General features: G+C 70.9%; 29 protein-coding genes and 1 tRNA gene. 14 read left to right on the forward strand and 16 right to left on the reverse strand.

Annotated elements, in window-relative coordinates:
• Window positions 1-17 precede the first annotated feature (17 nt).
• On the forward strand, window positions 18-590 hold the full coding sequence (locus ACE3PU_RS00800) for a manganese efflux pump MntP family protein (RefSeq protein WP_374385643.1): 573 nt from the start codon (window positions 18-20) through the stop codon (window positions 588-590).
• Window positions 591-668: 78 nt separating this feature from the next.
• Here the strand turns inward: ACE3PU_RS00800 and ACE3PU_RS00805 are convergent, their stop codons facing one another.
• From ACE3PU_RS00805 to ACE3PU_RS00815, 3 genes are all read right to left on the reverse strand, one after another.
• Complete coding sequence (locus ACE3PU_RS00805) at window positions 669-1388, reverse strand: M48 family metallopeptidase (protein WP_374385645.1); 720 nt, start codon at window positions 1386-1388, stop codon at window positions 669-671.
• Window positions 1354-2634, reverse strand: a complete 1281-nt coding sequence (locus tag ACE3PU_RS00810) for a polyhydroxyalkanoate depolymerase (protein WP_374385647.1) — start codon at window positions 2632-2634, stop codon at window positions 1354-1356. The genes ACE3PU_RS00805 and ACE3PU_RS00810 overlap by 35 nt, the downstream gene beginning before the upstream one ends.
• Window positions 2635-2710: 76 nt before the next feature.
• Window positions 2711-3331: an SCO family protein gene (locus ACE3PU_RS00815; protein WP_374385649.1), complete on the reverse strand. Its 621-nt coding sequence runs from the start codon at window positions 3329-3331 to the stop codon at window positions 2711-2713.
• Between the two features lie 44 nt (window positions 3332-3375).
• On the opposite strand from ACE3PU_RS00815, the gene ACE3PU_RS00820 reads away from it, so the two are divergent.
• Window positions 3376-4818: an ActS/PrrB/RegB family redox-sensitive histidine kinase gene (locus ACE3PU_RS00820; RefSeq protein ID WP_374385651.1), complete on the forward strand. Its 1443-nt coding sequence runs from the start codon at window positions 3376-3378 to the stop codon at window positions 4816-4818.
• Between the two features lie 99 nt (window positions 4819-4917).
• Entirely contained in the window at window positions 4918-5472 is a 555-nt protein-coding gene (locus ACE3PU_RS00825) for an ActR/PrrA/RegA family redox response regulator transcription factor (protein ID WP_374385653.1), read from the forward strand.
• Window positions 5473-5534: 62 nt separating this feature from the next.
• On the opposite strand, the gene mmcB is transcribed toward ACE3PU_RS00825, so the two are convergent.
• Genes mmcB through thpR form a run of 4 tightly spaced genes read right to left on the reverse strand, consistent with a single transcriptional unit; the run spans window position 5535 to window position 7718 of the window.
• Entirely contained in the window at window positions 5535-5981 is a 447-nt protein-coding gene (mmcB, locus tag ACE3PU_RS00830) for a DNA repair putative endonuclease MmcB (RefSeq protein ID WP_374385655.1), read from the reverse strand.
• A gap of 44 nt (window positions 5982-6025) precedes the next feature.
• A complete protein-coding gene (locus tag ACE3PU_RS00835; RefSeq protein WP_374385657.1) occupies window positions 6026-6562 on the reverse strand; it encodes a lipocalin family protein in 537 nt (178 codons plus the stop codon).
• A 59-nt stretch (window positions 6563-6621) separates the two neighbouring features.
• Window positions 6622-7170 (reverse strand): GNAT family N-acetyltransferase, encoded by a 549-nt coding sequence (locus ACE3PU_RS00840; RefSeq protein WP_374385659.1) that lies wholly within the window; start codon window positions 7168-7170, stop codon window positions 6622-6624.
• 8 nt (window positions 7171-7178) lie between these two features.
• Window positions 7179-7718, reverse strand: a complete 540-nt coding sequence (thpR, locus tag ACE3PU_RS00845; protein ID WP_374385661.1) for an RNA 2',3'-cyclic phosphodiesterase — start codon at window positions 7716-7718, stop codon at window positions 7179-7181.
• A gap of 132 nt (window positions 7719-7850) precedes the next feature.
• On the opposite strand from thpR, the gene ACE3PU_RS00850 reads away from it, so the two are divergent.
• Both ACE3PU_RS00850 and ACE3PU_RS00855 read left to right on the forward strand, forming a co-directional pair.
• Window positions 7851-8600, forward strand: coding sequence for a Bax inhibitor-1/YccA family protein (locus ACE3PU_RS00850; RefSeq protein ID WP_374385663.1), 750 nt, complete (start codon window positions 7851-7853; stop codon window positions 8598-8600).
• Between the two features lie 112 nt (window positions 8601-8712).
• Window positions 8713-9516 (forward strand): hypothetical protein, encoded by an 804-nt coding sequence (locus ACE3PU_RS00855; RefSeq protein WP_374385665.1) that lies wholly within the window; start codon window positions 8713-8715, stop codon window positions 9514-9516.
• Between the two features lie 3 nt (window positions 9517-9519).
• Here the strand turns inward: ACE3PU_RS00855 and ACE3PU_RS00860 are convergent, their stop codons facing one another.
• Together ACE3PU_RS00860 and ACE3PU_RS00865 are read right to left on the reverse strand one after the other, a co-directional pair.
• Window positions 9520-9858: a DUF2794 domain-containing protein gene (locus ACE3PU_RS00860; RefSeq protein WP_374385667.1), complete on the reverse strand. Its 339-nt coding sequence runs from the start codon at window positions 9856-9858 to the stop codon at window positions 9520-9522.
• A 400-nt stretch (window positions 9859-10258) separates the two neighbouring features.
• Window positions 10259-11602: a trypsin-like peptidase domain-containing protein gene (locus ACE3PU_RS00865; RefSeq protein WP_374385669.1), complete on the reverse strand. Its 1344-nt coding sequence runs from the start codon at window positions 11600-11602 to the stop codon at window positions 10259-10261.
• Between the two features lie 168 nt (window positions 11603-11770).
• On the opposite strand from ACE3PU_RS00865, the gene ACE3PU_RS00870 reads away from it, so the two are divergent.
• The 4 genes from ACE3PU_RS00870 to ACE3PU_RS00885 all read left to right on the forward strand — a co-directional run bounded on the left by ACE3PU_RS00870 (window position 11771) and on the right by ACE3PU_RS00885 (window position 14765).
• Window positions 11771-12070, forward strand: a complete 300-nt coding sequence (locus ACE3PU_RS00870) for a DUF6356 family protein (RefSeq protein ID WP_374385671.1) — start codon at window positions 11771-11773, stop codon at window positions 12068-12070.
• Window positions 12071-12242: 172 nt separating this feature from the next.
• Window positions 12243-13403 carry a 23S rRNA (adenine(2503)-C(2))-methyltransferase RlmN gene (gene rlmN / locus ACE3PU_RS00875; protein WP_374385673.1) on the forward strand — a complete coding sequence of 387 codons (1161 nt, stop codon included), beginning with the start codon at window positions 12243-12245 and terminating at the stop codon, window positions 13401-13403.
• Window positions 13404-13486: 83 nt separating this feature from the next.
• On the forward strand, window positions 13487-13927 hold the full coding sequence (locus tag ACE3PU_RS00880; RefSeq protein ID WP_374385675.1) for a DUF350 domain-containing protein: 441 nt from the start codon (window positions 13487-13489) through the stop codon (window positions 13925-13927).
• A gap of 13 nt (window positions 13928-13940) precedes the next feature.
• Window positions 13941-14765, forward strand: coding sequence for a serine protease (locus ACE3PU_RS00885; RefSeq protein ID WP_374385677.1), 825 nt, complete (start codon window positions 13941-13943; stop codon window positions 14763-14765).
• Between the two features lie 3 nt (window positions 14766-14768).
• Here ACE3PU_RS00885 and ACE3PU_RS00890 read toward each other — a convergent pair whose 3' ends face one another.
• Window positions 14769-15638 (reverse strand): isoaspartyl peptidase/L-asparaginase family protein, encoded by an 870-nt coding sequence (locus ACE3PU_RS00890; RefSeq protein WP_374385679.1) that lies wholly within the window; start codon window positions 15636-15638, stop codon window positions 14769-14771.
• A 132-nt stretch (window positions 15639-15770) separates the two neighbouring features.
• On the opposite strand from ACE3PU_RS00890, the gene ACE3PU_RS00895 reads away from it, so the two are divergent.
• A complete protein-coding gene (locus ACE3PU_RS00895; RefSeq protein ID WP_374385681.1) occupies window positions 15771-16772 on the forward strand; it encodes an NADPH:quinone oxidoreductase family protein in 1002 nt (333 codons plus the stop codon).
• Between the two features lie 18 nt (window positions 16773-16790).
• Here the strand turns inward: ACE3PU_RS00895 and ACE3PU_RS00900 are convergent, their stop codons facing one another.
• On the reverse strand, window positions 16791-17195 hold the full coding sequence (locus tag ACE3PU_RS00900) for a YkvA family protein (RefSeq protein ID WP_374385683.1): 405 nt from the start codon (window positions 17193-17195) through the stop codon (window positions 16791-16793).
• 54 nt (window positions 17196-17249) lie between these two features.
• Here ACE3PU_RS00900 and ACE3PU_RS00905 point away from each other — a divergent pair, with 54 nt between their 5' ends.
• The 3 genes from ACE3PU_RS00905 (at window position 17250) to ACE3PU_RS00915 (ending at window position 19142) form a co-directional block, all read left to right on the forward strand.
• A complete protein-coding gene (locus tag ACE3PU_RS00905; protein ID WP_374385685.1) occupies window positions 17250-18032 on the forward strand; it encodes an SDR family NAD(P)-dependent oxidoreductase in 783 nt (260 codons plus the stop codon).
• Window positions 18033-18185: 153 nt separating this feature from the next.
• A tRNA-Gly gene (locus ACE3PU_RS00910) sits at window positions 18186-18260 on the forward strand.
• Window positions 18261-18386: 126 nt separating this feature from the next.
• The gene (locus ACE3PU_RS00915; RefSeq protein WP_374385687.1) at window positions 18387-19142 is read left to right on the forward strand and encodes a M48 family metallopeptidase; all 756 of its coding nucleotides are present in this window, start codon (window positions 18387-18389) and stop codon (window positions 19140-19142) included.
• Here ACE3PU_RS00915 and ACE3PU_RS00920 read toward each other — a convergent pair whose 3' ends face one another.
• From ACE3PU_RS00920 to ACE3PU_RS00935, 4 genes are read right to left on the reverse strand one after another with little or no spacing between them, the layout of a single operon-like run.
• A complete protein-coding gene (locus ACE3PU_RS00920; protein WP_374385689.1) occupies window positions 19143-19424 on the reverse strand; it encodes a hypothetical protein in 282 nt (93 codons plus the stop codon).
• Window positions 19425-19458: 34 nt separating this feature from the next.
• Window positions 19459-20025: a DsbE family thiol:disulfide interchange protein gene (locus tag ACE3PU_RS00925; protein ID WP_374385691.1), complete on the reverse strand. Its 567-nt coding sequence runs from the start codon at window positions 20023-20025 to the stop codon at window positions 19459-19461.
• The gene (ccmD, locus tag ACE3PU_RS00930) at window positions 20022-20252 is read right to left on the reverse strand and encodes a heme exporter protein CcmD (protein WP_374385693.1); all 231 of its coding nucleotides are present in this window, start codon (window positions 20250-20252) and stop codon (window positions 20022-20024) included. Before ccmD ends, ACE3PU_RS00925 begins: the two co-directional genes overlap by 4 nt.
• On the reverse strand, window positions 20252-20971 hold the full coding sequence (locus ACE3PU_RS00935) for a heme ABC transporter permease (RefSeq protein WP_374385695.1): 720 nt from the start codon (window positions 20969-20971) through the stop codon (window positions 20252-20254). Before ACE3PU_RS00935 ends, ccmD begins: the two co-directional genes overlap by 1 nt.
• A gap of 79 nt (window positions 20972-21050) precedes the next feature.
• Between ACE3PU_RS00935 and ACE3PU_RS00940 the strand changes: the two genes are divergently transcribed.
• Complete coding sequence (locus ACE3PU_RS00940; protein ID WP_374385697.1) at window positions 21051-21275, forward strand: alkylphosphonate utilization protein; 225 nt, start codon at window positions 21051-21053, stop codon at window positions 21273-21275.
• Window positions 21276-21294: 19 nt separating this feature from the next.
• Here the strand turns inward: ACE3PU_RS00940 and ACE3PU_RS00945 are convergent.
• On the reverse strand, window positions 21295-21796 hold a 502-nt coding region (locus ACE3PU_RS00945; RefSeq protein WP_374385699.1), incomplete at its 5' end, for a heme exporter protein CcmB.

Raw genomic sequence — 21796 nt, forward strand, 5'->3', positions numbered from 1 at the left:
CGGCGGAGTGTTTCCCGATGACCCCAGGCGCGATCGCCGTCCTGTCGCTCAGCATGTCCGCCGACGCCTTCGCCGCCGCCGTCGGCCGGGGCGCCGCGCATCGACCCGCCGTGGTCCAGGCCATGAGGGCCGGGCTGGTGTTCGGCGTCATCGAGGCGATCACGCCCCTGATCGGCTGGAGCCTGGGCCTGATCGCCGCCGGCCTGATCGAGAAGATCGATCACTGGGTCGCCTTCGCCCTTCTGGCCGCCGTCGGGGCGCGCATGATCTGGGAAGGCCTCAAGCCCGCCGAGACCGCCGAGGACGCCGCGCCCCGTCGCGCGGGGGCGTGGGCCCTGGTCGCCACCGCGATCGGCACCAGCATCGACGCCGCCGCCGTGGGCGTGGGCCTGGCCTTCATCGGCGTGAACATCTGGATCATCGCCGCCAGCATCGGCTTCACCACCTTCGTGCTGACCACCATCGGCATGCTGATCGGCAAGGCCGTGGGCGCGCGGTTCGGCAAGACCGCCGAACTGCTGGGCGGGGTCGCCCTGATCGGCATCGGCGCGCTGATCCTGGCCGAACACATGGGCTGGATCGGGGGCTAGGGGCCAGAGGGTTCTTCGCTTCGCTCAGCCCCGGAATGACGCCCCGGACGGTCAGAAGGGGGACTGACCTCAGCCCGGTCAGCGCCCCACGGCGTGCAGCGCCGCCCCGTGGTCGCGCAGCCACTTGCGGAACGGGCGGTGGTCGCCGACCAGCTGCTGGACCACCGACCAGTAGGCCGGGCTGTGGTCGGCGTGGACCAGATGGCCCACCTCGTGCGCGGCCAGGTAGTCGATCACCGGCGGCGGGGCCATGATCACCCGCCAGGAATAGCGGATGGTGCGGTTGTGCGGGCTGCATGATCCCCAGCGGGACCGGGTGTCGGCGATCGACACCTTGACCGGCCGCTGGCCCAAGGCGCGCAGATGGTGTTCGGTCCGCTCCAGCAGCGTCTCGCGCGCCAGCCGCTTGAGCAGGTTCTCGACGCGCCGGGCGAAGGCCTCGCCCTCGCCGCCCGAGCGGATCACCGTCCCGTCCTCGACCAGCCGCGCCGCGCCCGCGCCGGGCGTCGCCTCCAGCCGCACCGGCCGCCCCTTCAGGGAAATCACCTGCCCGGGCTCCAGCGGCCGGCCCTGCGGCCGCACCGCCAGCCGTTCGGAGATCCAGACGCCCTTCGATCGCGCGAAGGCCACGGCCTGGGCCAGGCCGCGCTCGGTCGGGGCGATGACCACCGCCTCGCCGGCGCGCGCGTCGATCCGCACCGACAGGCGCCGGGCGCGCGGATTGACCGACAGTCTCAGGACGGGGCCGGGCCCGCCCCCTTCGTCAAGCGGCAGCCGCTGACCGTTGCGGTACGCCACTGAGCGCCTCGTTGCTGGCGATGAAGTCGCGCACGCGGGGATAGATCTCGTCGCGGAAGCGACGCCCGTTGAACACGCCGTAGTGGCCCACGCCCGGCTGGACGTAGAGCCTGCGCCGGTCCTCGGGCACGTTGGGGCACAGGCCGTGCGCGGCCTGGGTCTGGCCGACGCCGGAGATGTCGTCCTTCTCGCCCTCGACCGTCATCAGGCCGATGTCGGCGATCTTCGTCAGATCGACCCTACGCCCGCGATGCTCCAGCAGGCCCCGGGGCAGCAGGTGCTGCTGGAAGACGATGTCGATGGTCTGGAGATAGAACTCCTCGGTCAGGTCCAGCACCGACAGATACTCGTCGTAGAATTCCTCGTGCTTCTCGACCCCGTCGCCGTCGCCGTCGATCAGGCTGTTGAAATAGTCCCAGTGGGCGTCGCGGTGGCGTTCCTCGTTCATCGACATGAAGCTGTAGAGCTGCACGAAGCCCGGATAGACCTGTCGCCCGAAGCCCGGATAGGGCCAGGGCACGGTGTGGATCATGTTCGATCGGAACCAGGTGAAGGGCTTCTCCTCCGCCAGCTGGTTGGTGACGGTGGGCGACAGGCGCGCGTCGATGGGCGAGCCCATGAAGGTCATGGAGGCCGGCCGGTTCGGATCGCCGTCCTCGGCCATGATCGCCCCGGCCGCCAGCACCGGCGGCCCCGGCTGGCAGACGCCGACGACGTGCGGCCGGCCGCCGATCTCGGCCAGCATCATGCGCACATGGTCGATGTAGTCGAAGAAGTCGAACCGGCCTTCCAGCACCGGCACCTGCCGGGCGTTGACCCAGTCGGTGACATAGACGTCGTGGTCCTGAAGGAAGGCCTCGACCGTGCCGCGCAGCAGGGTGGCGTAGTGGCCCGACAGCGGCGCCACGATCAGCACGGCCGGTCCCGAGGCGGGCTTGCCGGCGCGCTTGAGGTCGCCGATGTTGCGGGCGAAGCGGACCAGGCGGCACCACGGGCTCTGCCAGATCACCTGTTCGACGGTGCGGACCGGCTTGCCGTCGACAGTGACGACCTCCAGCCGCCAGTCGGGCTTGCCGTAGCGCCGGGTCACGCTCTCGAACAGTTCGGCCGAGGCGTAGGCCGTGCGGCCGACGGCCGTGTCCGCCGCCGGATTGAACGGCGAACTCCAGAAGCGGCGCGCCATCTGCGCGCCGACCCGCCAGGGCAGGGCCGACTGATAGGCCAGTTCGTGCAGCGCGTAGAGCATATGTATCCTGACGGCCCGCCGTTTGTGCAGGGCAGCATACAACGCACGACCCTGCAAAAGGATTATGGGGCGTGGCCTAGCCGCGCGCCATGGCGTCCTCGATGATCTTGGCCGACTTGTCCGGGCCCAGGCCGTAGGCGACGGCGGTGCGGAACCGGCCGTCCGGCCCCATCAGATAGACGGTCAGGGAGTGGTTCATCGTATAGGCGTCGCCCTCGCCGACCTTCTCGTAATAGGCGCGATAGACCTTGGCCGCCTGGGCAATCTGCTCCGGCGATCCGGTCAGGCCGATCGTCCCCTGGGGGAAGCCGTCGGACGACAGATAGTCCTTCAGCGCCTGGGGCGTGTCGCGCTCGGGATCGACGCTGACGAAGACGATCTGCAGGTCGTCGGCCTTGTCCCCCAGCCGCTGCTTCACCGCCGCCAGCTCGGCCAGGGTCGTGGGGCAGAACTCGGGGCAGTAGGTGAAGCCGAAGAAGACCAGGCTCCACTTGCCGTTCAGCAGCGTCTGGTCCACCGCGCGGCCGTCCTGGTCCACCAGCTGGAAGTCGCCGCCGACCAGGGGCTGGCCGGTGGAGGCGATCTCGCGCGACGCGGACGCGTCGCGGCCGGAGATCACCACGACGGTCAGTATGGCCAGGGCGGCGGCGATGGCGATGCAGGCGCCCGCGAACAGCAGGATGGAACGACGCGGCATGGAGGCCTCTCACGGAAGGGACTGCGGCGGTCTATAGAAGAGGCGTGACCACGACAGAACCCCGCATCGCGCCGCAGGAGGCGCCCTCCGACATGCTGCAGGGCTGGCGCGACGCCCCGCGCCGGGGGCGGGGATTCTCCCTGCGCACCCTGATCGTGCTGCGCTGGCTGACCATCGTGGGTCAGAGCTCGGCGATCCTGACCGCCTATGTCGCGCTGCACTTCCCCCTGCCGCTGTGGCCCTGTCTGACGGTCATCGCCATCAGCGCGGCGGTCAACGTCGGCGCCATGGCCCGGGTCCGCCGGCTGGAGGCCAGCCTGCCCGACGGCCGGCTGACGGCGATCCACCTGGGTTTCGACATCTTCCAGCTGGGGGTGCTGCTGGGCCTGACCGGCGGCCTGGAGAATCCCTTCTGCCTGCTGCTCGTGGCCCCCGTGACCATCGCCGCCGCCGCCCTGCCCGCGCGCCAGGCCCTGCTGCTGGGGCTGCTGGCGCTGGTGGCCGTGGCCGTGCTGTTCTTCTGGTCCGAGCCCCTGCCATGGCGGCCCTACGAGCATTTCGCCCTGCCGACCCTCTATCGCTTCGGCATGGCGCTGGCGCTGGTGACCGGGGTGGTCTTCACCGCCGGCTACGCCTGGCGGGTCGCCGCCGACGCCGAGAAGCTGGAGCTGGCCCTGGCCACGACGCAGGACGTGCTGCAGCGCGAGCAGCGGCTGGCGGCGCTGGGCGGGCTGGCGGCGGCGGCGGCGCACGAGCTGGGCACGCCGCTGGCCACCATCCAGGTCGTGGCCAAGGAGATGCAGCGCGCCGCGCCCCCCGGCGGCGCCCTGGCCGAGGACGCCGACCTGATCCTGCAGCAGGCCGAGCGCTGCCGCGGCATCCTGGCCCAGCTGTCCAGCGAGCCCGAGGGCGACGACGCCCTTTACGCCGACGTGGCCCTGAAGGCGCTGCTGGAGGAGGTGGTGGAGCCCCACCGCGGCTTCGACCTGGCGTTCGAGGTGCTGGTCAAGACGCCGCCGGGCCAGCCCGCCCCGCGCGTGCGCCGCATGCCCGAGGTGGTGCACGGCCTGTCCACTCTGGTCGAGAACGCCGCCGACTTCGCCCGGTCGACCGTGCGCGTGCAGGCCCTGGTGGACGCGGGCTGGATCGAGGTCGAGATCCTGGACGACGGGCCTGGCTTTCCCGGCGACATCCTGCCCCGGCTGGGCGAGCCCTATGTGACCAGCCGACCGCAGGGCAAGGCGCGCCGCGCCCTGGCCGCCCAGATCGCCGACGCCGCGCGTCGCCGCCCGCCCGTCGCCCCCGCCATCGCGCCCAGCCAGGGCGGGATGGGCCTGGGCTTCTTCATCGCCCGCACCCTGCTGGAGCGCACCGGCGGCCAGGTCAGCGTGGGCCAGGGCCTGCCCCAGTCCGACCAGAAGGGCGCCCCGCGCGGCGCGCGCGTGGCCGTGCGCTGGGCGCGGCCGGCGCTGGAGGTGGCGGAATGAGACCCGCGGCCCGTCTTGGGTCGAAGCGTCGCAGGGGGAACCTTGGCCTTGACCCGCGCGCTGTCGGTCCCGACTTGAAGCGGCAGGAGAGAATGTTCGATGTCCGATCTTGAAGCCCGTATCGCCGCCCTGCCCGACAAGTCGCTGCTGCTGCTCGACGACGACCAGGCGCTGCGCACCCGCATGGGCCGGGCGCTGGAGGCGCGCGGTTTCGAGGTGACGACCGCCGAGTCGGTGGCCGAGGCGACGGCGGCGCTGCGCGACCGCGCCCCCGCCTTCGCCGTGCTGGACATGCGGCTGGAGGACGGCAACGGCCTGAAGGTGGTCGAGGCCGTGCGCGACCGCCGCGCCGACGCCCGCATCGTCATGCTGACCGGCTACGGGGCCATCGCCACCGCCGTAGCGGCGGTCAAGGCCGGGGCCGTCGACTACCTGTCCAAGCCCGCCGACGCCGACGACGTGGTCAAGGCCCTGCTGGCCGCCGGCGAGGCGCCCGAGCCGCCGGAAAACCCGATGAGCGCCGACCGCGTGCGCTGGGAGCATATCCAGCGGGTCTATGAGCTGTGCGACCACAACGTCTCGGAAACCGCGCGCCGCCTGGGCATGCACCGCCGGACCCTGCAGCGAATCCTGGCCAAGCGCGCGCCGCGATAGGCTTCGCCTATCGCATTTTTGCTGGGCCTACCGCGCTTCACGCTGCTTGAGGCCGAGGGCGGCTAATCCCGCATCGTCCGTAGGGCTCCCAGGCGAGCGAAGGCCAGGGTCAGCGCCTTGCGTCGCGCGGGCGCCAGCGGCGTGACCGGCGCCTCGCGCACCACCGCGCCGCCGAAGCCGTCGGCGACGATCAGGCCCGGTTCGTCCGGCAGCACGTCCTGGGGAAACTCCGGCGCCACGGCGAAGAAGAAGGCGTCGCAGAACGGCGCATACTCCGGCCATTTGCGATCGACGCGATAATCCTCGATCCCCGACTTCACCTCGCAGATGACGATGTCGCCCTTGCGGCCCACGGCCATGACGTCGGCGCGCCGCCCGTTGGGCAGGCAGACCTCCAGCAAGGGGGCGTAGCCCATGTCCATCAGCAGCCGCGCGGCCCCGCGCGTGACCGACAGCGTGGTCTCGGGGCGGCTGAAGACGAGTTCGAGGTGGACGGCGGCGGCGGTCATGGGGCCATTCTGTTCCGGCTCCGTTCCGCCCGCAAGCGGTGCCGTCAGCCGCCGGTGCTGACCACCCGGCTCATGTCCATGCCCAGGGCGCGGGCGCGGGCCAGAAGACGCGCCCGTTCGGCCGGACCGGCCGCCTGGTTGCGGTGCCAGATCCACCAGTCGGACTTGTTCGGAAGCGCCAGGATGGCCCAGTTGTAGGCGGGATCGTGATCCCAGACCCAGTAGTTCTGCCCCGCCAGCCCGCCGATGCTGAGCAGGCCGGTCAGGGTGAAGCGGAACTTGGCGTTGGTGGCGGTGTCGGTGATGCGGGCGTTGGCGCGCAGGGTCTCGACCTCGCCGCCGGGGCGGCGGGTGCAGCTGACGGTCAGTCCGTAGCGGTCCGGCCGGCCTTGCGGGGTGAAGTCGATCTGGGCGCGGCTGCAGTCCTTCTGGACGTTGTTATGACTGCGCTCGATCTCGAACCAGCGGCCGTCGAACCGGTCCATGTCGATGTCGCTGGACTGAGCCGCGGCGGCCGCGGGCAATGCGGCGACGAGCGCGGTCGAAAGCAGGGCGGCGGAGATCGCGGCGGCGCGGCGCATCAGGCGTATCCTCGTTCTGTCTTCAGACGCATACGCCGTTTCCGCCCTGTTGGTTGCCTTCAACGGCTGCGCGCCCGCCATTCCTCGCGCGTCTGGCCCCAGACGTGGACCGGCAGGTCGGCGAAGGGCTCGGGCAGCCGGCCCGGCCCGCGATGGCGCGAACCCAGCCGCTCGGCCAGGCGGATGGAGGCGGCGTTCTCCCGGTCGATGGTATGGATCACCTCGTCCCAGCCCAGCACGTCGAAGGCGTAGTCCAGGCTGGCGACGGCCGCCTCATGGGCATAGCCCTTGCCCGCCGCGTCGGGATGCAGGCTCCAGCCCACCTCGGGCCCGGGCCAGCCGTGCGGCCGCCACGGCCCGATCCGCCCGACCCACAGGCTCGACGTCTTCTCGATCAGGGAAAAGAAGCCGACCCCCGTCAGCGCCCAGGCCCCCGCGACGCTCATCATCACCCGCCAGGTTTCGGCCGGGGACTTGGGGCCGCCGATGAAACGGGTCGCTTCCGGATCGGCCTGGAACTCGGCCCAGCGCGGAAAGTCCTCCATCGCCGTCGGGCGCAGGACCAGGCGTTCGGTCTCGATCACTGGGCCGATCACTGGGCCAGTCATTGGGCCGGTCACAACGGATACTCCCGCTCCAGTTCGTAATGGCTTCCGTCGCTGGTCAGGACGCTGGAGTACAGGCCGAAGCGGTCGATGCGGATGGGCGGCGAGCGCAGCAGGTTGTGGCCGGCCATCCAGGCCCCGATCCGGTCCGGGTTCGCCTGCGGCTTCAGATAGGCCAGGGTCACGTGCGGGCGATAGTCGCGCGCCTCCATGGCGACGCCGGCCCTCTGTCCGGCGGCCTTGCAGCGTCCGGCCAGCACCGACAGCCGGTCGTCGGGCGTCTCGACCCCCGCCCACAGCGTCTGGCTGCGGTGCGCGTCGCCGAAGGCGCCGACGCCCCTCAGGGCGATCTCGAACGGCCCGCCGCCGACGCGCGACAGCTCAGAGGCCAGGTCGTCGGCGCGGCGCTCGTCCATCTCGCCATAGAAGGCCAGGGTGACGTGCAGGGCCTCCAGCGGACGCCAGCGCGCGCCGGGCAGGCCGGACTGGCGCCGCTTCAGCGTCTCGGCGACGTCGTCCGGCAGGGTCAGGGCGGTGAACAGACGAAGCATGCGACCGTTGGTAGCGGGCGGAACGACCGGCTCCAAGTCCGGTTTTCCTTGCAGGGACCGCCCCGCGTCCCGATATTCACGACATACGACCGGGGAAAGCCTTCCCCGGCCTATGGGAGAAAGTTCGTCGCCATGAGCGATTTCAACAACGGCTACGCCCGCCCCCTGCCGCAGACCGCCGACATGTCCGTCGACGCCGGCCTGCGCGGCTTCATGCTGGGCGTCTACAACAAGCTGGCCCTGGGCCTGCTGGTGGCCGCGGCCCTGGCCTATGTCACCGGCAATGTGCCCGCCGTGCAGCAAATGCTGTTCGCCGTGGGCCCGGACGGCCGCATCGGCCTGACGGTGCTGGGCATGATCGTCCAGTTCTCGCCGCTGGTCATGCTGTTCGGCTCGATGTTCTTCATGAAGAACCCGACCGCGCGCGGCGTGAACATGCTGTACTGGGCCGTGGTCGCCACCATCGGCGCGGGCCTGGGCATCCTGTTCCTTCGCTATACGGGCGGCAGCCTGGTTTCGACCTTCCTGGTCACGGCGGCGGCCTTCGGCGGCCTGTCGCTGGTGGGCTACACCACCAAGAAGGACCTGTCGGGCATGGGCACCTTCCTGATCATGGGCGTGATCGGCCTGATCCTCGCCTCGATCGTGAACATGTTCCTGCAGTCCGGGACCTTCTACCTGATCATCAGCGCCCTGGGCGTGCTGATCTTCTCGGGTCTGATCGCCTATGACACCCAGCGTCTGAAGATGACCTACTACGCCTTGGGCGGCGACCAGAACGCGATGGGCGTGGCCACCGGCTTCGGCGCGCTGAGCCTGTTCATCAACTTCATCAACCTGTTCCAGTTCCTGCTGGCCTTCATGGGCGGCAACCGCGAATAGGATCGGCGAAGTCCGAACCGGAAAGGGCCCCGCGAGGGGCCCTTTCTTTTTGCGCGTGTATCGACCTCCGTGGGGTTGTGCCCTAGCGTGGGGTCGGCTTCTCGAGGGTTCCATGCGTCTGTCTTGTCTATATGCCGCCGCCGCCTTCCTGTTGCTGACGCCGCCGGCCTTGGCCGAGCAACAGTCCCCGCCTGCTCAGGTGGAGTCCTGGACCGTTGAGAAGACCGGGCGGATCGGTCAGGCGATGTGGCGACAGGACGTCGCCGCCGCACGCGCGACGGATGCCTTGCTGGCCCAGTCCGGCGGCCGCCCGCCCGAGGGTCTGATCGGCTGGATCGTGGTGGACGAGGGGGAAGGCCAGCGCGTCCGCTTCCTGTCTGGCTCGCCCGAGCAGCCGCGCGCCTTCAAAGATGTGGTCGTGGACGCTCGTCTACGGGCCGGGCAGGTGACGGACCCCGCTGATCCGGTGCTGCCCGAGGATCAGATTGCGCGCTTCGCTGCGCGCAATGCGGCGGCGCAGAACTTCGGCCCCTTGCGTTGCGCAGCCCGCTACAATGCCGTGGTTCTGGACGATCCGGATGGAGAGGGATGGCTGGTCTGGTTGCTGGCTTCGACGACCCAGGCCAACATTGTCCCGATGGGCGGCCATTACCGCTATCATGTCAGCGCGGACGGCCGGACGGTCGAGCGTCGGGAGCAGTTGTCCGGCAGCTGTCTCGACATGGACAAAAACCGGGCGACGCAGGGCGGACAGTCGGTGGGGCTGGTGACCAATGTGATCGTCGCGCCCCGACCGCTGGAGGTCCACGTCTTCCTGTCCCTGCTGAATAGCGTGCCGATCTTTGTCTTGGCGGATCAGAAGGTCTGGGCCGTCGAGGGGGCGCGCATCCGCCACATGGACATGCCCGCGCGCTGAAGCCTAGTCCACCACCTGAAACTTCCGGCTGTCGAACACCCGCAGCACCTGGGCCAGGTCGCGGCCGCGGCGCAGCACCTGGCCGCCCTCGCCGATCACCGCCCACTGGCCCTGGCGCTGCTGCAGGGCGGGCCGCTTCTCGATGCGATAGGCGGGCGCGTCGCCCGAGCGGCGGAAGACGGCGAACTCGGCGAAGTCCTTGTGGCCGACCACCGAATAGTCGCGCCACTCGCCCTGGGCGACCATGCGCCCGTAGACCCGAAGGATCGGATCCAGTTCGCGCCGGTCGAAGAAGACCGGGCCGGGCAGGGGCGGGGCGGCGGGCTGAGAGTCCAGGCTCATGGCCTAAACTTAGGCCGATCAGGCGGCGGCGCCAGTGGCCGCCCCTCGCGGGTCCCGTCGCTTGGGCTGGGGATCACGGCCTAAAAGTACGATTTCGCGCGCGACACGAAATGGCCCCGTTTCGGTCCTTCGCCCGCCCGTTTGGGGCGCGACACCTCGATCATCGGCTCGTCGGAGTTCGGAAGCGTCCGGATCCTGAACAGCCCCCCAGCCCCCTGGATGTTTCCATCAAAGGGCTCCGGCGGCCGATGCTTCCTCCAAGCGAGCGCCCGTCCTGCCAAACCCCTCCCCCTCCCTGGCAAGGCGGGCGTTTCGCTGTCTGGACCCCGGCCGGGCCATCGCCCTTCCGTCCCGCGCCCTTCCGTCCCGCGCCCTTACGTCCCGCGCCCTGAGGACCACGTCACAGGGTCAGGGTCAGGGTCCTGGCCTCGCCGTTGCGCGTCACCGACAGTTCGACCGACCCCGAGGCCGCCCGCAGCGCTTCGGCGGCGGCGCGCGCATCGGCCGTGGCGGCCCCGCCGACCGCGGTGACGACGTCGCCGGCTGTCAGTTCGCCCTGGGCGGCCGGCGAGCCCGCCTCGACCGCCGTGACCAGCGGCCCGCCGTCGGAATCGCGTAGCGCCGCGCCATAGGCCCGGGCGCCGAACGCGCCCACCACCACCGGCGTCTCGACCAGGGTCTCGACGGGCAGGTCGGTGGTCGCCTCCCTTCCGCCGCGCAGATAGACCACGCTCAGGCTGGAGTCGGGCGCGGCGATGCCGACCGTGGCGTTGATCGATCCGGCGTTGGCGACCGGCCGGCCCTGGATGCGGGTGATGACGTCGTCGTGGCGCAGGCCGGCGCGCTCCGCCGGCGATCCGGGGGCCACGTCGGCGACGACGGCGCCGCGCACGATGCCCAGGCCCAGCTCGCGCGCCCGCTCGGCCGTCAGCGAGGCGAAGATCGCCCCGGTCTGGCCCCGCTTCACCTCGCCGTCCTTGCGCAGCTGCTCGGCCACGTACAGCATGATGCGCGACGGCACCGCAAAGGCGATCCCGTCGTTGCCGCCGCCGAATCCGCCCGAAAGGATCGAGGTGTTGATGCCGATCAGCCGGCCGCGGCTGTCCAGCAGCGGCCCGCCCGAATTGCCCGAGTTCACCGCCGCGTCGGTCTGGATGTAGTCCTCGACCGCATCGCCCAGGCCCGACCGGTTCAGGCCCGAGATGACCCCCATGGTCAGGGTCTGGTCCAGCCCCAGCGGATAGCCCACCGCAAAGGCCAGATCGCCGGTGCGCAGGGTGTCGGAATCGACCGTCTGGACCTGCGACAGGTTCAGCGGGCGTCCGTCCGGCACGATCTTCAGCACGGCGATGTCGGTGGCCTTGTCCGTCCCCACCAGCACGGCGTCGAACAGCCGGCCGTCCGTCAGGTCCACGGTGAACTTCCGTCCGCCCTCGACCACGTGGTTGTTGGTGATCAGCACGCCCTCGGCCGCGTCGATGATGACGCCCGAGCCCGACGCGAAGGGTTTGGGATCGCTGGCTTCCGAGGTCGGTCCGCGCGACTGACCCAGGGTCGTCACCTGCACCACGGCGGGCAGCGAATCGTCCAGGCCCGGCGCGAAGCTGAAGACGCCGCGCCGGGCGTCATAGGGCAGATAGCCCGGACCCGGCTGGGCGGCGGCCGAACCCGCGGCCAGACCCGCCGCCGACAGCAGCGCGGCGGCCAGAACGGCGGAGGACACGGCCTTGAGGCGAAGCGGCATGGAGATCCCTTTCAGGCCGGGCCTTGGCGGGGCCGGCCCTTGTTCGAAGCGCGAGCCTAGCGCGAGAATTGAGGCGTGACGATGAGAATGCGAAAGTCGCCACCGGGGTCTTGCGCCCCGCGCGATCCGGCGTGACCATGCGGCGACGACCCTCGGAGATTGCGCCAGATGAGCCAGACCACCCTGGGCCGCGACCGCTCGGGATCGACGCCCTTCGGCCGGCTGTTCCGCGACCATCCGCGCGAGGTCGGCGAGACCTATGTGCAGCACATGGCCGCCTCTTCCGCGTTCGGGCTGCGGCTGCTGGGCCTGGCCGGCGCCGCCTTTCTCCACGCCCTGGTCCCCGGCGTGCACAGGTCGACCGTCTCCAACGCCATCCGCGGCATGGCCCGCGACATGGGCGGCCGCGCCGAGGAAGCCCGCGAAAGCCGCATGCGGGACGCCGGCGTTTGGGACGTGGGGCTGTAGGAGGGACTAGGGCTTAGGGCTTAGGGCTTAGGGCTTAGGGCTTAGGGCTTAGGTGCGTCGACGCTCGCCGTTCCCCGAAATCCTAAGCCCGGCCCCTCTCCCTCGCCCCGGCCATGCAATCGCCGGGATCCGTGCTATATAGGCGGGCTCAGCCCCAAGCAGGATCGCCGCCTTGAGCATCACGCTCGACCTTTCTCGCGCCTCGAACGCGCCCGCCGAAAAGGCGCTCGTCAACCTCAGCGGCCTGACGCGCGATGGCCTGCGCCAGGCCCTGATCGACGCCGGCGTCTGCCCGCCCGAAAAGGCCAAGATGCGCGCCAGCCAGGTCTGGGGCTGGATCCATCACTACGGCGTCACCGACTTCGCCGCGATGAGCAACGTCGCCAAGGACATGCAGGCCAAGCTGGCCGAGCACTTCACCCTGGCCCGCCCCGAGATCGTCGAGCGCCAGGTGTCCAAGGACGGCACCCGCAAATGGCTGATCCGCACCGCGCCGGGCATCGAGATCGAGACCGTCTACATCCCCGACGTCGGCCGCGCCGGCGCCCTGTGCGTGTCCAGCCAGGTGGGCTGCACCCTGAACTGCACCTTCTGCCACACCGGCACCCAGAAGCTGGTGCGCAACCTGACCGCCGCCGAGATCGTGGCCCAGGTCCAGGTGGCGCGCGACGACTTGGAGGAATGGCCGTCGCCCAAGGAAGACCGCCGCCTGTCCAACATCGTCTTCATGGGCATGGGCGAGCCGCTCTACAATCTGGACCACGTCGCCGACGCCATCGACATCATCTCGGACAACGAGGGCATCGCCCTGTCGCGCCGCCGCATCACCGTCTCGACGTCCGGCGTCGTGCCGCAGCTTCAGGCGCTGGGCGACCGCACGGCGGCCATGCTGGCCATCAGCCTGCACGCCACCAACGATCCACTGCGCGACGTTCTGGTGCCGCTGAACAAGAAATATCCGCTGGACCAGCTGATGGCCGCCATCCGCGCCTATCCCGGCCTGTCCAACGCCCGCCGCGTGACGTTCGAATACGTCATGCTGAAGGGCGTCAACGACAGCCCCGAGGAGGCCCGCGCCCTGCTGAAGCTGATCGAGGGCATCCCGGCCAAGGTCAACCTGATCCCCTTCAACCCCTGGCCCGGCACGGACTACCAGTGCTCGGACTGGAAGACGATCGAACGCTTCGCCGCCATTCTGAACAAGGCCGGATACGCCTCGCCCATCCGCACCCCGCGCGGCCGCGACATCCTGGCCGCCTGCGGCCAGCTGAAGTCCGAAAGCGAAAAGATCCGGGCCTCGGCGCTCAGGAAGGCGGAGCAGGCGGCGGCGTGAGCCTTCGGCTGTAATCTTTCGTCACAAGGTGTGGCCGCCGCGCGCTTGCGGATTGGGGCGACAATCGGGCAAGGCGTGGGGCGATGGATCCGTCCCTGTCCAACGTCCTGACCAGCGCCGAGGTGCAGGCCTTCGCGTCCGGGTTCCCGGTCATGGTGATGCACCTGGTCGTGACCCTGCTGCTGCTCGCGGCGGGGGCGACGGTCTATGCGCTGATGACGCCGTGGAAGGAGGTCGCGCTGATCCGCGACGGCAATCCGGCGGCCGCGCTGGCCTTCGCGGGCGTGCTGCTGGGCCTGGCGATCCCGCTGGCCATATCGCTGTCGGTGTCCACCTCGGTGCGCGACATCGCCATCTGGGGCGTGGCGACCCTGGTGCTGCAGCTGCTGGCCTTCCGCGTGGTCGACCTGCTGCTGACCGGCCTGCCCCAGCGTATCAAGGACGGCCAGATGTCCGCCGCCATCGTGCTGGTGGGGGCCAAGCTGGCGACGGCCGTGGTGTTGTCCGCCGCCCTGACCGGCTGACGGCGGGCGCGCCATGCAGTTTCCCCGCCTGCCGGACTGGACCATCTATGCGGCGGTGGTCGGCGTGCTGCTGGCGGTGTCCCTGAGCCGGCGCGAGAACGCCGACGTCCCCTCGACCGTGCCGGAAGAGGCCGAGGGCGCCCTGCTGGGCCCCATCACCCCCTTCGACGACACCGTCACGGTGAACGCGCCGGAAAGCCCGTTCAGGCCGACCGCCGGCACCGCCTTCTCGATCGCCGGCCGGGGGCGCTGGGTCACGGCCAAGCACGTGGTCGAGGGTTGCCGCCGTCCCGCGCTGGTGATCGGCGGGGGGCGCGCCGTCGCCGCCGACGTGCGCCTGGCCCCGCGCGCCGATGTCGCGCTGCTGCTGACCGACGGCGGCCCCGTCGCCCTGCCGGTCGCGGCCGACGCGCCGCTGAGAAAGGGCCAGCGCGCCTATCATCCCGGTTTCCCGCAGGGACGGCCCGGCGAGGTGGCCACCCGTCTGCTGGGCCGCGAGACGCTCAAGGTCTTCGGCCGCGACGCCCATGACGAGCCGGTTCTGGCCTGGGCCGAGGTGGGCCGCACCAACGGGCTGGAAGGCACGCTGTCGGGCCTGTCGGGCGCGCCGGCGCTGGATTCGCGCGGGCGGGTGATCGGCGTCACCCTGGCCGAGGCGCCGCGCAGGGGCCGCATCTACACCACCGCGCCGGAATCGTTCGAACCCGCGATCCGCGGCGAGCAGCGCGCCGACGAGGCCGCGACCGCCCAGCCGATCACTGTCGACAGCTACGGCAAGGTCTCCGAAGGCCTGCGCCGCGACCTGCGGGTGGCCCAGGTCGTCTGCCTGGCCGTCTGAGCCTCAGCGGCCGAACACCTCGACGCCGATGTCGCCGGCGGGCGTCAGCCAGGCGCGCTTCATGCCCTGGCTGTTGAAGGGGCAGGCGATGTTCCCCTCGGCGTCCAGGGCGATCAGTCCGCCGTCGCCGCCCATCGCGCCGATCTGGTCGATCACGGCCTGCGTGGCCTCGGCCAGGCCCTGGCCCGCCTCGACGCGCCAGCCGACCTGAGCGGTCGCCGCGACGCGGATGAAATACTCGCCCTGGCCGGTGCCGCTGGCGGCGATCCGGCCGTCGGCCCAGGTTCCGGCCGCCGGGATCGGCGTGTCGCCGACGCGCCCCGGCATCTTGCCGAACACCCCGGCGGTCGAGGTCGCCGCCGCCAGCCGCCCCTGGGCGTCCAGCACGCAGCAGCCGACCGTGCCGTGGCTCAGCGTTCCCGGCGGATGATTGTCCTCGCCCTGGCCGGCGTGTGTGAACCAGGCGGCTTCGTCGGCGATCGGCTCCAGTCCCTGGTCGTGGGCGAACAGGGCCGCGCCCTCGCCCGCCAGCATGACGTGCGGCGTCCGCTCCATCACCGCACGGGCCGCGACGACCGGATTGCGAAAGCCCTGCAGCGCCGCCACCGCCCCGGCCCGGCGGGTCGCCCCGTCCATGATGGAGGCGTCCAGCTCATAGGCGCCGGCCAGGTTGGGCGAGGCGCCGCGCCCGGCGACATAGAGGCCGGAATCCTCCAGCATCACCACCGCCGCCGTCGCCACGTCCAGGGCGCTGTCCCCCGCCTCCAGCCGCGCCCTCATCGCCTCGACGACCGCGCGCATGTGCACGACCTCGGCGTCGTAGTTGCGTTCGCGCCGCGCGCCGGCGCCGCCGTGGAGGATGAGGGCGGTCATGAGGTCTCCCTGTTCGCCTCTTTCAATCGGGCGTGGCGCTCTTTAGCGTCGCCTTCAAGGCCGCGCCATGGCGCGACAGGTCAAAGCAATCGGCCACTCGCAGCCCAAAGCGCGACAGGCCCAGGAGGAATGATGCGCGCCGTTCTGTCCAAAACGCCCGGCGGACCCGACACCCTGGTGGTCGAGGACATCCTCGATCCCACCCCCAGGGCCGGCGAGGTGGTGATCGAGGTCAAGGCGGTGGGGATCAACTATCCCGACACCCTGATCATCGAGGACAAGTACCAGTTCCGGCCCGAGCGCCCCTTCGCGCCGGGGGCCGAGGTCGCCGGCGTGGTCGAGGCGGTGGGCGAGGGCGTCAAGGGCGTGTTCAAGGGCGACCGCGTCATCGCCGTGCCGGGCTGGGGCGGCCTGGTCGAGCGGCTGGCGGTGCGCGCCGAGACCCTGATCCCCATTCCCGAGGCCATGAGCTTCCAGGAAGCCGCGGCCCTGATCATGACCTACGGCACCAGCTATTACGCCCTGAAGGACCGGGCGAAGCTGCAGCCGGGCGAGACCCTGCTGGTGCTGGGCGCGGCCGGGGGCGTGGGCGCCGCCGCCGTCGAGCTGGGCAAGGCGATGGGGGCCCGGGTGGTCGCCGCCGCCTCGACCAACGACAAGGTCGAGTTCGCGCTGGAGCTGGGCGCCGACAACGGCCTGATCTATCCGTCCGGACCGATGGACCGGGACGCGCAGAAGACCCTGTCCGGCGAGCTCAAGCTGGCCGCCGGCCGCGACGGCGCCGACGTGGTCTATGACGCGGTCGGCGGCGACTACGCCGAGCCCGCCCTGCGCGCCATGGACTGGAACGGCCGCTATCTGGTGGTCGGCTTCCCGGCCGGCATTCCGTCGCTGCCGCTGAACCTGACGCTGCTGAAGTCGGTGTCGGTGATCGGCGTCTTCTGGGGCGCGGCGGTCATGCGCGATCCCAAGGCGCACGCCGCCAACATGGCCGAGCTGATGCAGATGTACGCCGACGGCAAGATCCGGCCGCGCGTGTCCAAGACCTTCCCGCTGGAGAAGGCCGCCGACGCCATCAAGGCCCTGGGCGACCGTCAGGCGCTGGGCAAGGTGGTGGTGACGATCGAGGACTGAGGATCCGCCCCCGATCCGCTACGATTCCTTGCTCTTCAGGCGCTGAACCGCGTCCTGGGCCTGGTCGCGGTGGCGGCGCTTGATGTTGGCCCCCAGGGTGGCCAGCAGGGCGGTGATGACGGCCGCGTCGTCGGTGAAGCCGATGCCCGCGAAGAGGTCGGGAATGGCGTCGATGGGCATGACGAAATAGGCCAGGCCCGCGAAGATCATGCCCTTGGCCGCCATCGGCGTCTCGGGGTCGCGCGCGGCGTACCAGGCGGCCAGGGCCTGGTCGGCGAAGGGGATGCGCGCCGCCGTGCGCGTGATCTTGGGCCAGAAGCCGCGCGTGACGCGTCTCTCGTTGACCTTCACCACCGCCGGGACCAGGGCCTTTTCGGGGTCCAGGACGTCGTCGGGCGAGATCGGTTTGGCTTTGCCGGGCATGGCCGCTAAATCCTCAATCGAAACTCAGGTTCACCAGATATAGGGAATGGACGCATGAAACTCGACAGCAGCATCGCCGCCGTCGTCACCGGAGGCGCCTCGGGCCTGGGCGAGGGCACGGCCCGCGCCATCGCCGCCACCGGCGCCAAGGTCGCCCTGTTCGACCTGAACCAGGAGCGCGGCGAGGCGATCGCCCAGGAGATCGGCGGCGTCTTCTGCCAGGTTGACGTCACCGACGACGCCTCGGTCGCCGCGGCCTTCGAAAAGGCCCGCGCCGCCCACGGCCAGGAGCGGCTGACCGTCAACTGCGCCGGCATCGCCACCGGCATGAAGACCGTCTCGCGCAAGAAGGACACCGGCGAGATCAAGGCCCACGACATGGCCCAGTTCGAGCGCACGGTGCGGGTCAATCTGTTCGGCACCTTCCGCGTCCTGTCGCAGTCGGCGGCGGGCATGGTCACCCTGGAGCCCATGGCGGACGGCGAGCGCGGCCTGATCGTCAATACGGCCTCGGTGGCGGCCCAGGACGGCCAGATCGGCCAGGCGGCCTATTCGGCGTCCAAGGGCGGCGTCTATGCGATGACCCTGCCGATCGCGCGCGACCTGGCCCAGGAGGGGGTGCGCTGCAACACCATCCTGCCCGGCATCATGTGGACGCCGATGATGGCCGGCATGGACCAGAAGATCCAGGACGCCCTGGCCGCCGCCATTCCCTTCCCCAGCCGCCTGGGCACGCCGGCGGACTACGCCTCCCTGGTGCTGGAGCTGGCCCGCAACGTCTATATCAACGGCGAGTGCATCCGCCTGGACGGCGCCATCCGACTGGCCCCGCGCTGACGCGGACGCCTGCTCCTGCGGGAACGGCGGAGCTTTCGAACGGCCTCAAGCAGCGCGAAGCGCGATAGGCCCAAAAAAGAGCTTGCGACCTGCCGCGACCCTCCGCTATACGCCCCCTCCTCGACGGGGAGCGCACATCGCTCTCAACGGAGTGCGGGCGTAGCTCAGGGGTAGAGCATCACCTTGCCAAGGTGAGGGTCGGGCGTTCGAATCGCCTCGCCCGCTCCAGTCGGGACGCAAGTTGAAAACGGGTCTGGCCGGTCGGTCAGGCCCGTTTTGCTTTTCGGCGGTCCGGAACCGCCCCGCGCGACGGCCATTTCTTCGCCCGTACGCCACAGCTTCGGATGACCACAGATGTCCCGTTCCCGCCTCCGGCTTCCCGCCGTCGCCGCCCTGATCGCCGCCTCCGCCCTGGGCGCCTGCGCCTATAACGAGGCGCTGGGCCGCAATCAGCTGCTGCTGGTCGACAACGCCGCGCTGTCCCAGCAGTCCAACGCCGCCTGGCAGGCGGCGATCAGCAAGCCGGGCGTCCTGACCTCCGGGGCCCAGGTCGACCGCATCCGCCGCGTCGGCACGCGTCTGGTCGGCGCCGCCGGGCTGGGGGACCGCGCGTGGGACTACGCCGTCTTCACCGAGACCAGCCCGAACGCCTTCGTCCTGCCGTCGGGCCAGATCGGGGTGACCACGGGCCTGCTGAACCTGGTGCGCAACGACGACCAGCTGGCCAGCGTCATCGGCCACGAGATCGGCCACGTGCTGGCCAACCACGCCGCCGAACGGGCGTCGAACCAGTCCCTGGCCTCGGTCGGCCTGGCCGCCGCCCAGGGCGTGGCCGGGCGCTACGGCGACGCGGTTTCGGCCTATGGCGGTCTGGCCGCCCAGTACGGCGTTCTGCTGCCCTATTCGCGCCGCGACGAGCTGGAGGCCGACCGCCTGGGCGTCGACTACATGGCCTCGGCCGGCTTCAAGCCCTCGGAGGCGGTGGCGCTGTGGCGGCTGATGGCGGCGCAGCGGCAGACGGCCACGCCGCAGTTCGCCTCGACCCATCCGTCGGACGACACCCGCATCCAGATGCTGGAGCAGTACATCGCCAGCCGCGGCTGGAACTGATCAGATTCGGATGTCGAGCAGGGAGCCGGGCCGCAGCAGGCGGGTCGGCTCCGGCGCGGCCTGGCTCGTCTGCAACGGACGCAAGGCGGGGGCCTGGGCAGGAGCCGGGGCCGGGGCGGCGGCAGCCGCGATCGCCGGCTGGCTGCGCACCGGGGGCGCGGCCTGATCCATGGCGGCGCGGAAAAAGGCCGACTGGGCCTGACGCGCGCGCCCGGCCTCACCGGCGGGCGGCAGGCCGGGCGGCAAGGCGGGCAGGGGCGGGCCGGAACGAATCGCGCTCATGACAAGAGGGTTAACGCAATCCGTCGAAAAACGGTTAACGCGACCTTGCGGTCGGCGCGGGGCGCGGCGGGGCCTGCATGGAGGCGACCAGCCGCTCGATGTCGGCGTCGTCCAGCAGCGGGCCCGACTGCTTGGCCGTGATCCGGCCCATGGCGTCCACGGCGAAGGTCTCCGGCACGCCGGAGATCCCCAGGTCCAGACCCGCGCGCCCCTCGCGGTCCACCAGGACCATGGCGAAGGGGTCGCCCAGTTCGTCCAGGAAGGCGCGGGTGGCGACCGGCTCGTCCTTGTAGGCGATCCCGACGACGGCGATCCCGCGCGCCTTCAGCGCCAGCAGCTTGGGGTGCTCGATCCGGCACGGCGCGCACCAGGAGGCGAAGACGTTGACGATCATCGGCCGCCCGACGCCGGCGGTCTTCAGGTCCAGATTGCCCGGCCCGGCCTGGTCGCCGCTCAGCATCGGCAGCACCGTCTCGGGGATCGGCTGGCCGACCATGGCGTCGGGCTTGAAGGCCGGATCGCGCTTCAGCGACCAGCCGACGAACAGCACGGTCAGGGCCGCGATCGCGGCCAGCGGCAACAGCGCCATCCAGCGGTTCATTTCTTCGACCCCATCGCGCCTTGCGCGGCTTGAGGGTCGTCTTTGCGCCCTATCGCGCCTTGCGCTGCTTGAGGGCCTTCGGCTGGCCCCTCCAGCCGAGCCAGCTCCCGTTTCCAGCGGCGCGAGGCGGCCGCGGCGCGGACGACCAGGGCGGCCAGCACAATGGCGCTGATCCCCCAGGCGGGCCAGACGAAGGCGGCGTAGGGGCTCATGTCGAGGTCGGGCATCAGGCCTCCAGCGCGCGGCGCGCGCGCAGGCTGACGACCCGGCGGCGGCGGATTTCGGTGCGGATCGCGGTCAGCCACAACGCCCCGAACAGCGCGCCATAGGCCGCCAGCATGGTCAGGAAGGCCGGCACATAGGCCGGATCCAGCCCGGACGAGCCGGGGGCCAGGAAGCTGGCCGGCTGGTGCAGGGTGTTCCACCAGTCGACCGAAAACCGGACGATCGGCAGATTGATCAGCCCGACCAGGCCCAGCACGGCGGCGGCGCGCGCGGCCTTCTGCTCGTCGTCGATCGAGGCCCGCAGCGCCATGTATCCAAGGTAGAACAGGAACAGCACCAGCACGCTGGTCAGGCGCGCGTCCCACACCCACCACGTCCCCCACATCGGCTGGCCCCACAGCGAGCCGGTGATCAGCGCCAGGGCGGTGAAGGCCGCGCCCGGCAGGGCGGCGGCGCGGGCGGCGGCGTCGGCCAGGGCGTGGCGGAACACCAGGGCGAAGAAGCTGGCGACGCCCAGCGCCGCATAGGCCCCCAGGCCGAGCGAGGCGGCGGGCACGTGCACGAACATGATCCGCACCGTGTCGCCCTGCTGGTAGTCGGCGGGCGCCGAGAAGCTGAGCCAGGTCCCGACCGCCAGCAGCAGCGCCGCCGCCGCCCACAGGACGGGCGTCAGGGGCCCGGTGAAGGCCATGAAGCGCTGCGGATTGGACAGGCCGAACATCGGTGCAGCGCTTACGCGGCGGCGCGGCGGCGGGCAAGTCGCCCTCGACGTCGCGCCCGCCACCGTCTAGGCGTGCGGCATGAGCGAAGACATCGTCAGGGACAGCAACGGCGCGCCCCTCGCCGACGGCGACAGCGTGACCCTGATCAAGGATCTGAAGGTCAAGGGTTCCGGCGGCGTGACGCTGAAGCGGGGGACGATGGTCCGCAAGATCCGCCTGACCGGCGACCCCGACGAGATCGAGGCCAATGTCGAAAAGGTGCGCGGGCTGGTCCTGCGCACCGAGTTCGTCAAGAAGGCCTGAGCCCGCTCTACCCTTGAGCCTATCCCTGGGCGTTGCGCACCGCCGCCGCGCCGGCGAAGGGCGCGATCAGGCCCGCGAACAGCACATAGGCGGTCAAGAGGGCCAGGGCCGGGGCCGGCGACTGGCCCGACGCCGCCCGCTCCAGGGCGCCGGCGCCGAAGACGACCGGCGGGATGAACAGCGGCAGGACGACCACGGCGATCAGCAGGCCGCCGCGCCGCGCCCCCAGCGCCAGGGCTGCGCCCAGCGCGCCCGTGAACGCAAATCCCAGTCCGCCGATCAGCGCCCCCAGGCCGACCAGGGGGACCGCCGACGTCGGCAGGCCCAGCGCCAGGGCGGCGATCGGCGCCGTCAACGCCAGCGGCAGGCCGACGGCGATCCACTGGGCGGCCGCCTTGGCCAGCACCACCGCCTCCAGCGGCAGGTGCCCGACGGCCAGCAGGTCCAGCGCCCCGTCCTCCAGATCGCGCTCGAACAGACGCTCCAGCGACAGCAGCGAGGCCAGCGCCAGCGCCAGCCAG

It is taken from the genome of Brevundimonas sp. (assembly GCF_041911375.1).
Classification (GTDB): domain Bacteria; phylum Pseudomonadota; class Alphaproteobacteria; order Caulobacterales; family Caulobacteraceae; genus Brevundimonas.

Coding starts and splice junctions, on each gene's coding strand:
- ccmD (WP_374385693.1), bottom strand. CDS start 20,252: ATGCCCGACCTCGACATGAGCCCCTACGCCGCCTTCGTCTGGCCCGCC.
- ACE3PU_RS00800 (WP_374385643.1), top strand. CDS start 18: ATGACCCCAGGCGCGATCGCCGTCCTGTCGCTCAGCATGTCCGCCGAC.
- ACE3PU_RS00860 (WP_374385667.1), bottom strand. CDS start 9,858: ATGAGCCTGGACTCTCAGCCCGCCGCCCCGCCCCTGCCCGGCCCGGTC.
- thpR (WP_374385661.1), bottom strand. CDS start 7,718: ATGCTTCGTCTGTTCACCGCCCTGACCCTGCCGGACGACGTCGCCGAG.
- ACE3PU_RS00935 (WP_374385695.1), bottom strand. CDS start 20,971: ATGTTCGGCCTGTCCAATCCGCAGCGCTTCATGGCCTTCACCGGGCCC.
- mmcB (WP_374385655.1), bottom strand. CDS start 5,981: ATGACCGCCGCCGCCGTCCACCTCGAACTCGTCTTCAGCCGCCCCGAG.
- ACE3PU_RS00920 (WP_374385689.1), bottom strand. CDS start 19,424: ATGAGCGCGATTCGTTCCGGCCCGCCCCTGCCCGCCTTGCCGCCCGGC.
- ACE3PU_RS00925 (WP_374385691.1), bottom strand. CDS start 20,025: ATGAACCGCTGGATGGCGCTGTTGCCGCTGGCCGCGATCGCGGCCCTG.
- ACE3PU_RS00850 (WP_374385663.1), top strand. CDS start 7,851: ATGAGCGATTTCAACAACGGCTACGCCCGCCCCCTGCCGCAGACCGCC.
- ACE3PU_RS00870 (WP_374385671.1), top strand. CDS start 11,771: ATGAGCCAGACCACCCTGGGCCGCGACCGCTCGGGATCGACGCCCTTC.
- ACE3PU_RS00835 (WP_374385657.1), bottom strand. CDS start 6,562: ATGCGCCGCGCCGCCGCGATCTCCGCCGCCCTGCTTTCGACCGCGCTC.
- ACE3PU_RS00940 (WP_374385697.1), top strand. CDS start 21,051: ATGAGCGAAGACATCGTCAGGGACAGCAACGGCGCGCCCCTCGCCGAC.
- ACE3PU_RS00840 (WP_374385659.1), bottom strand. CDS start 7,170: ATGACTGGCCCAGTGATCGGCCCAGTGATCGAGACCGAACGCCTGGTC.
- ACE3PU_RS00865 (WP_374385669.1), bottom strand. CDS start 11,602: ATGCCGCTTCGCCTCAAGGCCGTGTCCTCCGCCGTTCTGGCCGCCGCG.
- ACE3PU_RS00905 (WP_374385685.1), top strand. CDS start 17,250: ATGAAACTCGACAGCAGCATCGCCGCCGTCGTCACCGGAGGCGCCTCG.
- ACE3PU_RS00815 (WP_374385649.1), bottom strand. CDS start 3,331: ATGCCGCGTCGTTCCATCCTGCTGTTCGCGGGCGCCTGCATCGCCATC.
- ACE3PU_RS00890 (WP_374385679.1), bottom strand. CDS start 15,638: ATGACCGCCCTCATCCTCCACGGCGGCGCCGGCGCGCGGCGCGAACGC.
- ACE3PU_RS00915 (WP_374385687.1), top strand. CDS start 18,387: ATGTCCCGTTCCCGCCTCCGGCTTCCCGCCGTCGCCGCCCTGATCGCC.
- ACE3PU_RS00885 (WP_374385677.1), top strand. CDS start 13,941: ATGCAGTTTCCCCGCCTGCCGGACTGGACCATCTATGCGGCGGTGGTC.
- ACE3PU_RS00895 (WP_374385681.1), top strand. CDS start 15,771: ATGCGCGCCGTTCTGTCCAAAACGCCCGGCGGACCCGACACCCTGGTG.
- ACE3PU_RS00900 (WP_374385683.1), bottom strand. CDS start 17,195: ATGCCCGGCAAAGCCAAACCGATCTCGCCCGACGACGTCCTGGACCCC.
- ACE3PU_RS00810 (WP_374385647.1), bottom strand. CDS start 2,634: ATGCTCTACGCGCTGCACGAACTGGCCTATCAGTCGGCCCTGCCCTGG.
- ACE3PU_RS00880 (WP_374385675.1), top strand. CDS start 13,487: ATGGATCCGTCCCTGTCCAACGTCCTGACCAGCGCCGAGGTGCAGGCC.
- ACE3PU_RS00825 (WP_374385653.1), top strand. CDS start 4,918: ATGTCCGATCTTGAAGCCCGTATCGCCGCCCTGCCCGACAAGTCGCTG.
- ACE3PU_RS00855 (WP_374385665.1), top strand. CDS start 8,713: ATGCGTCTGTCTTGTCTATATGCCGCCGCCGCCTTCCTGTTGCTGACG.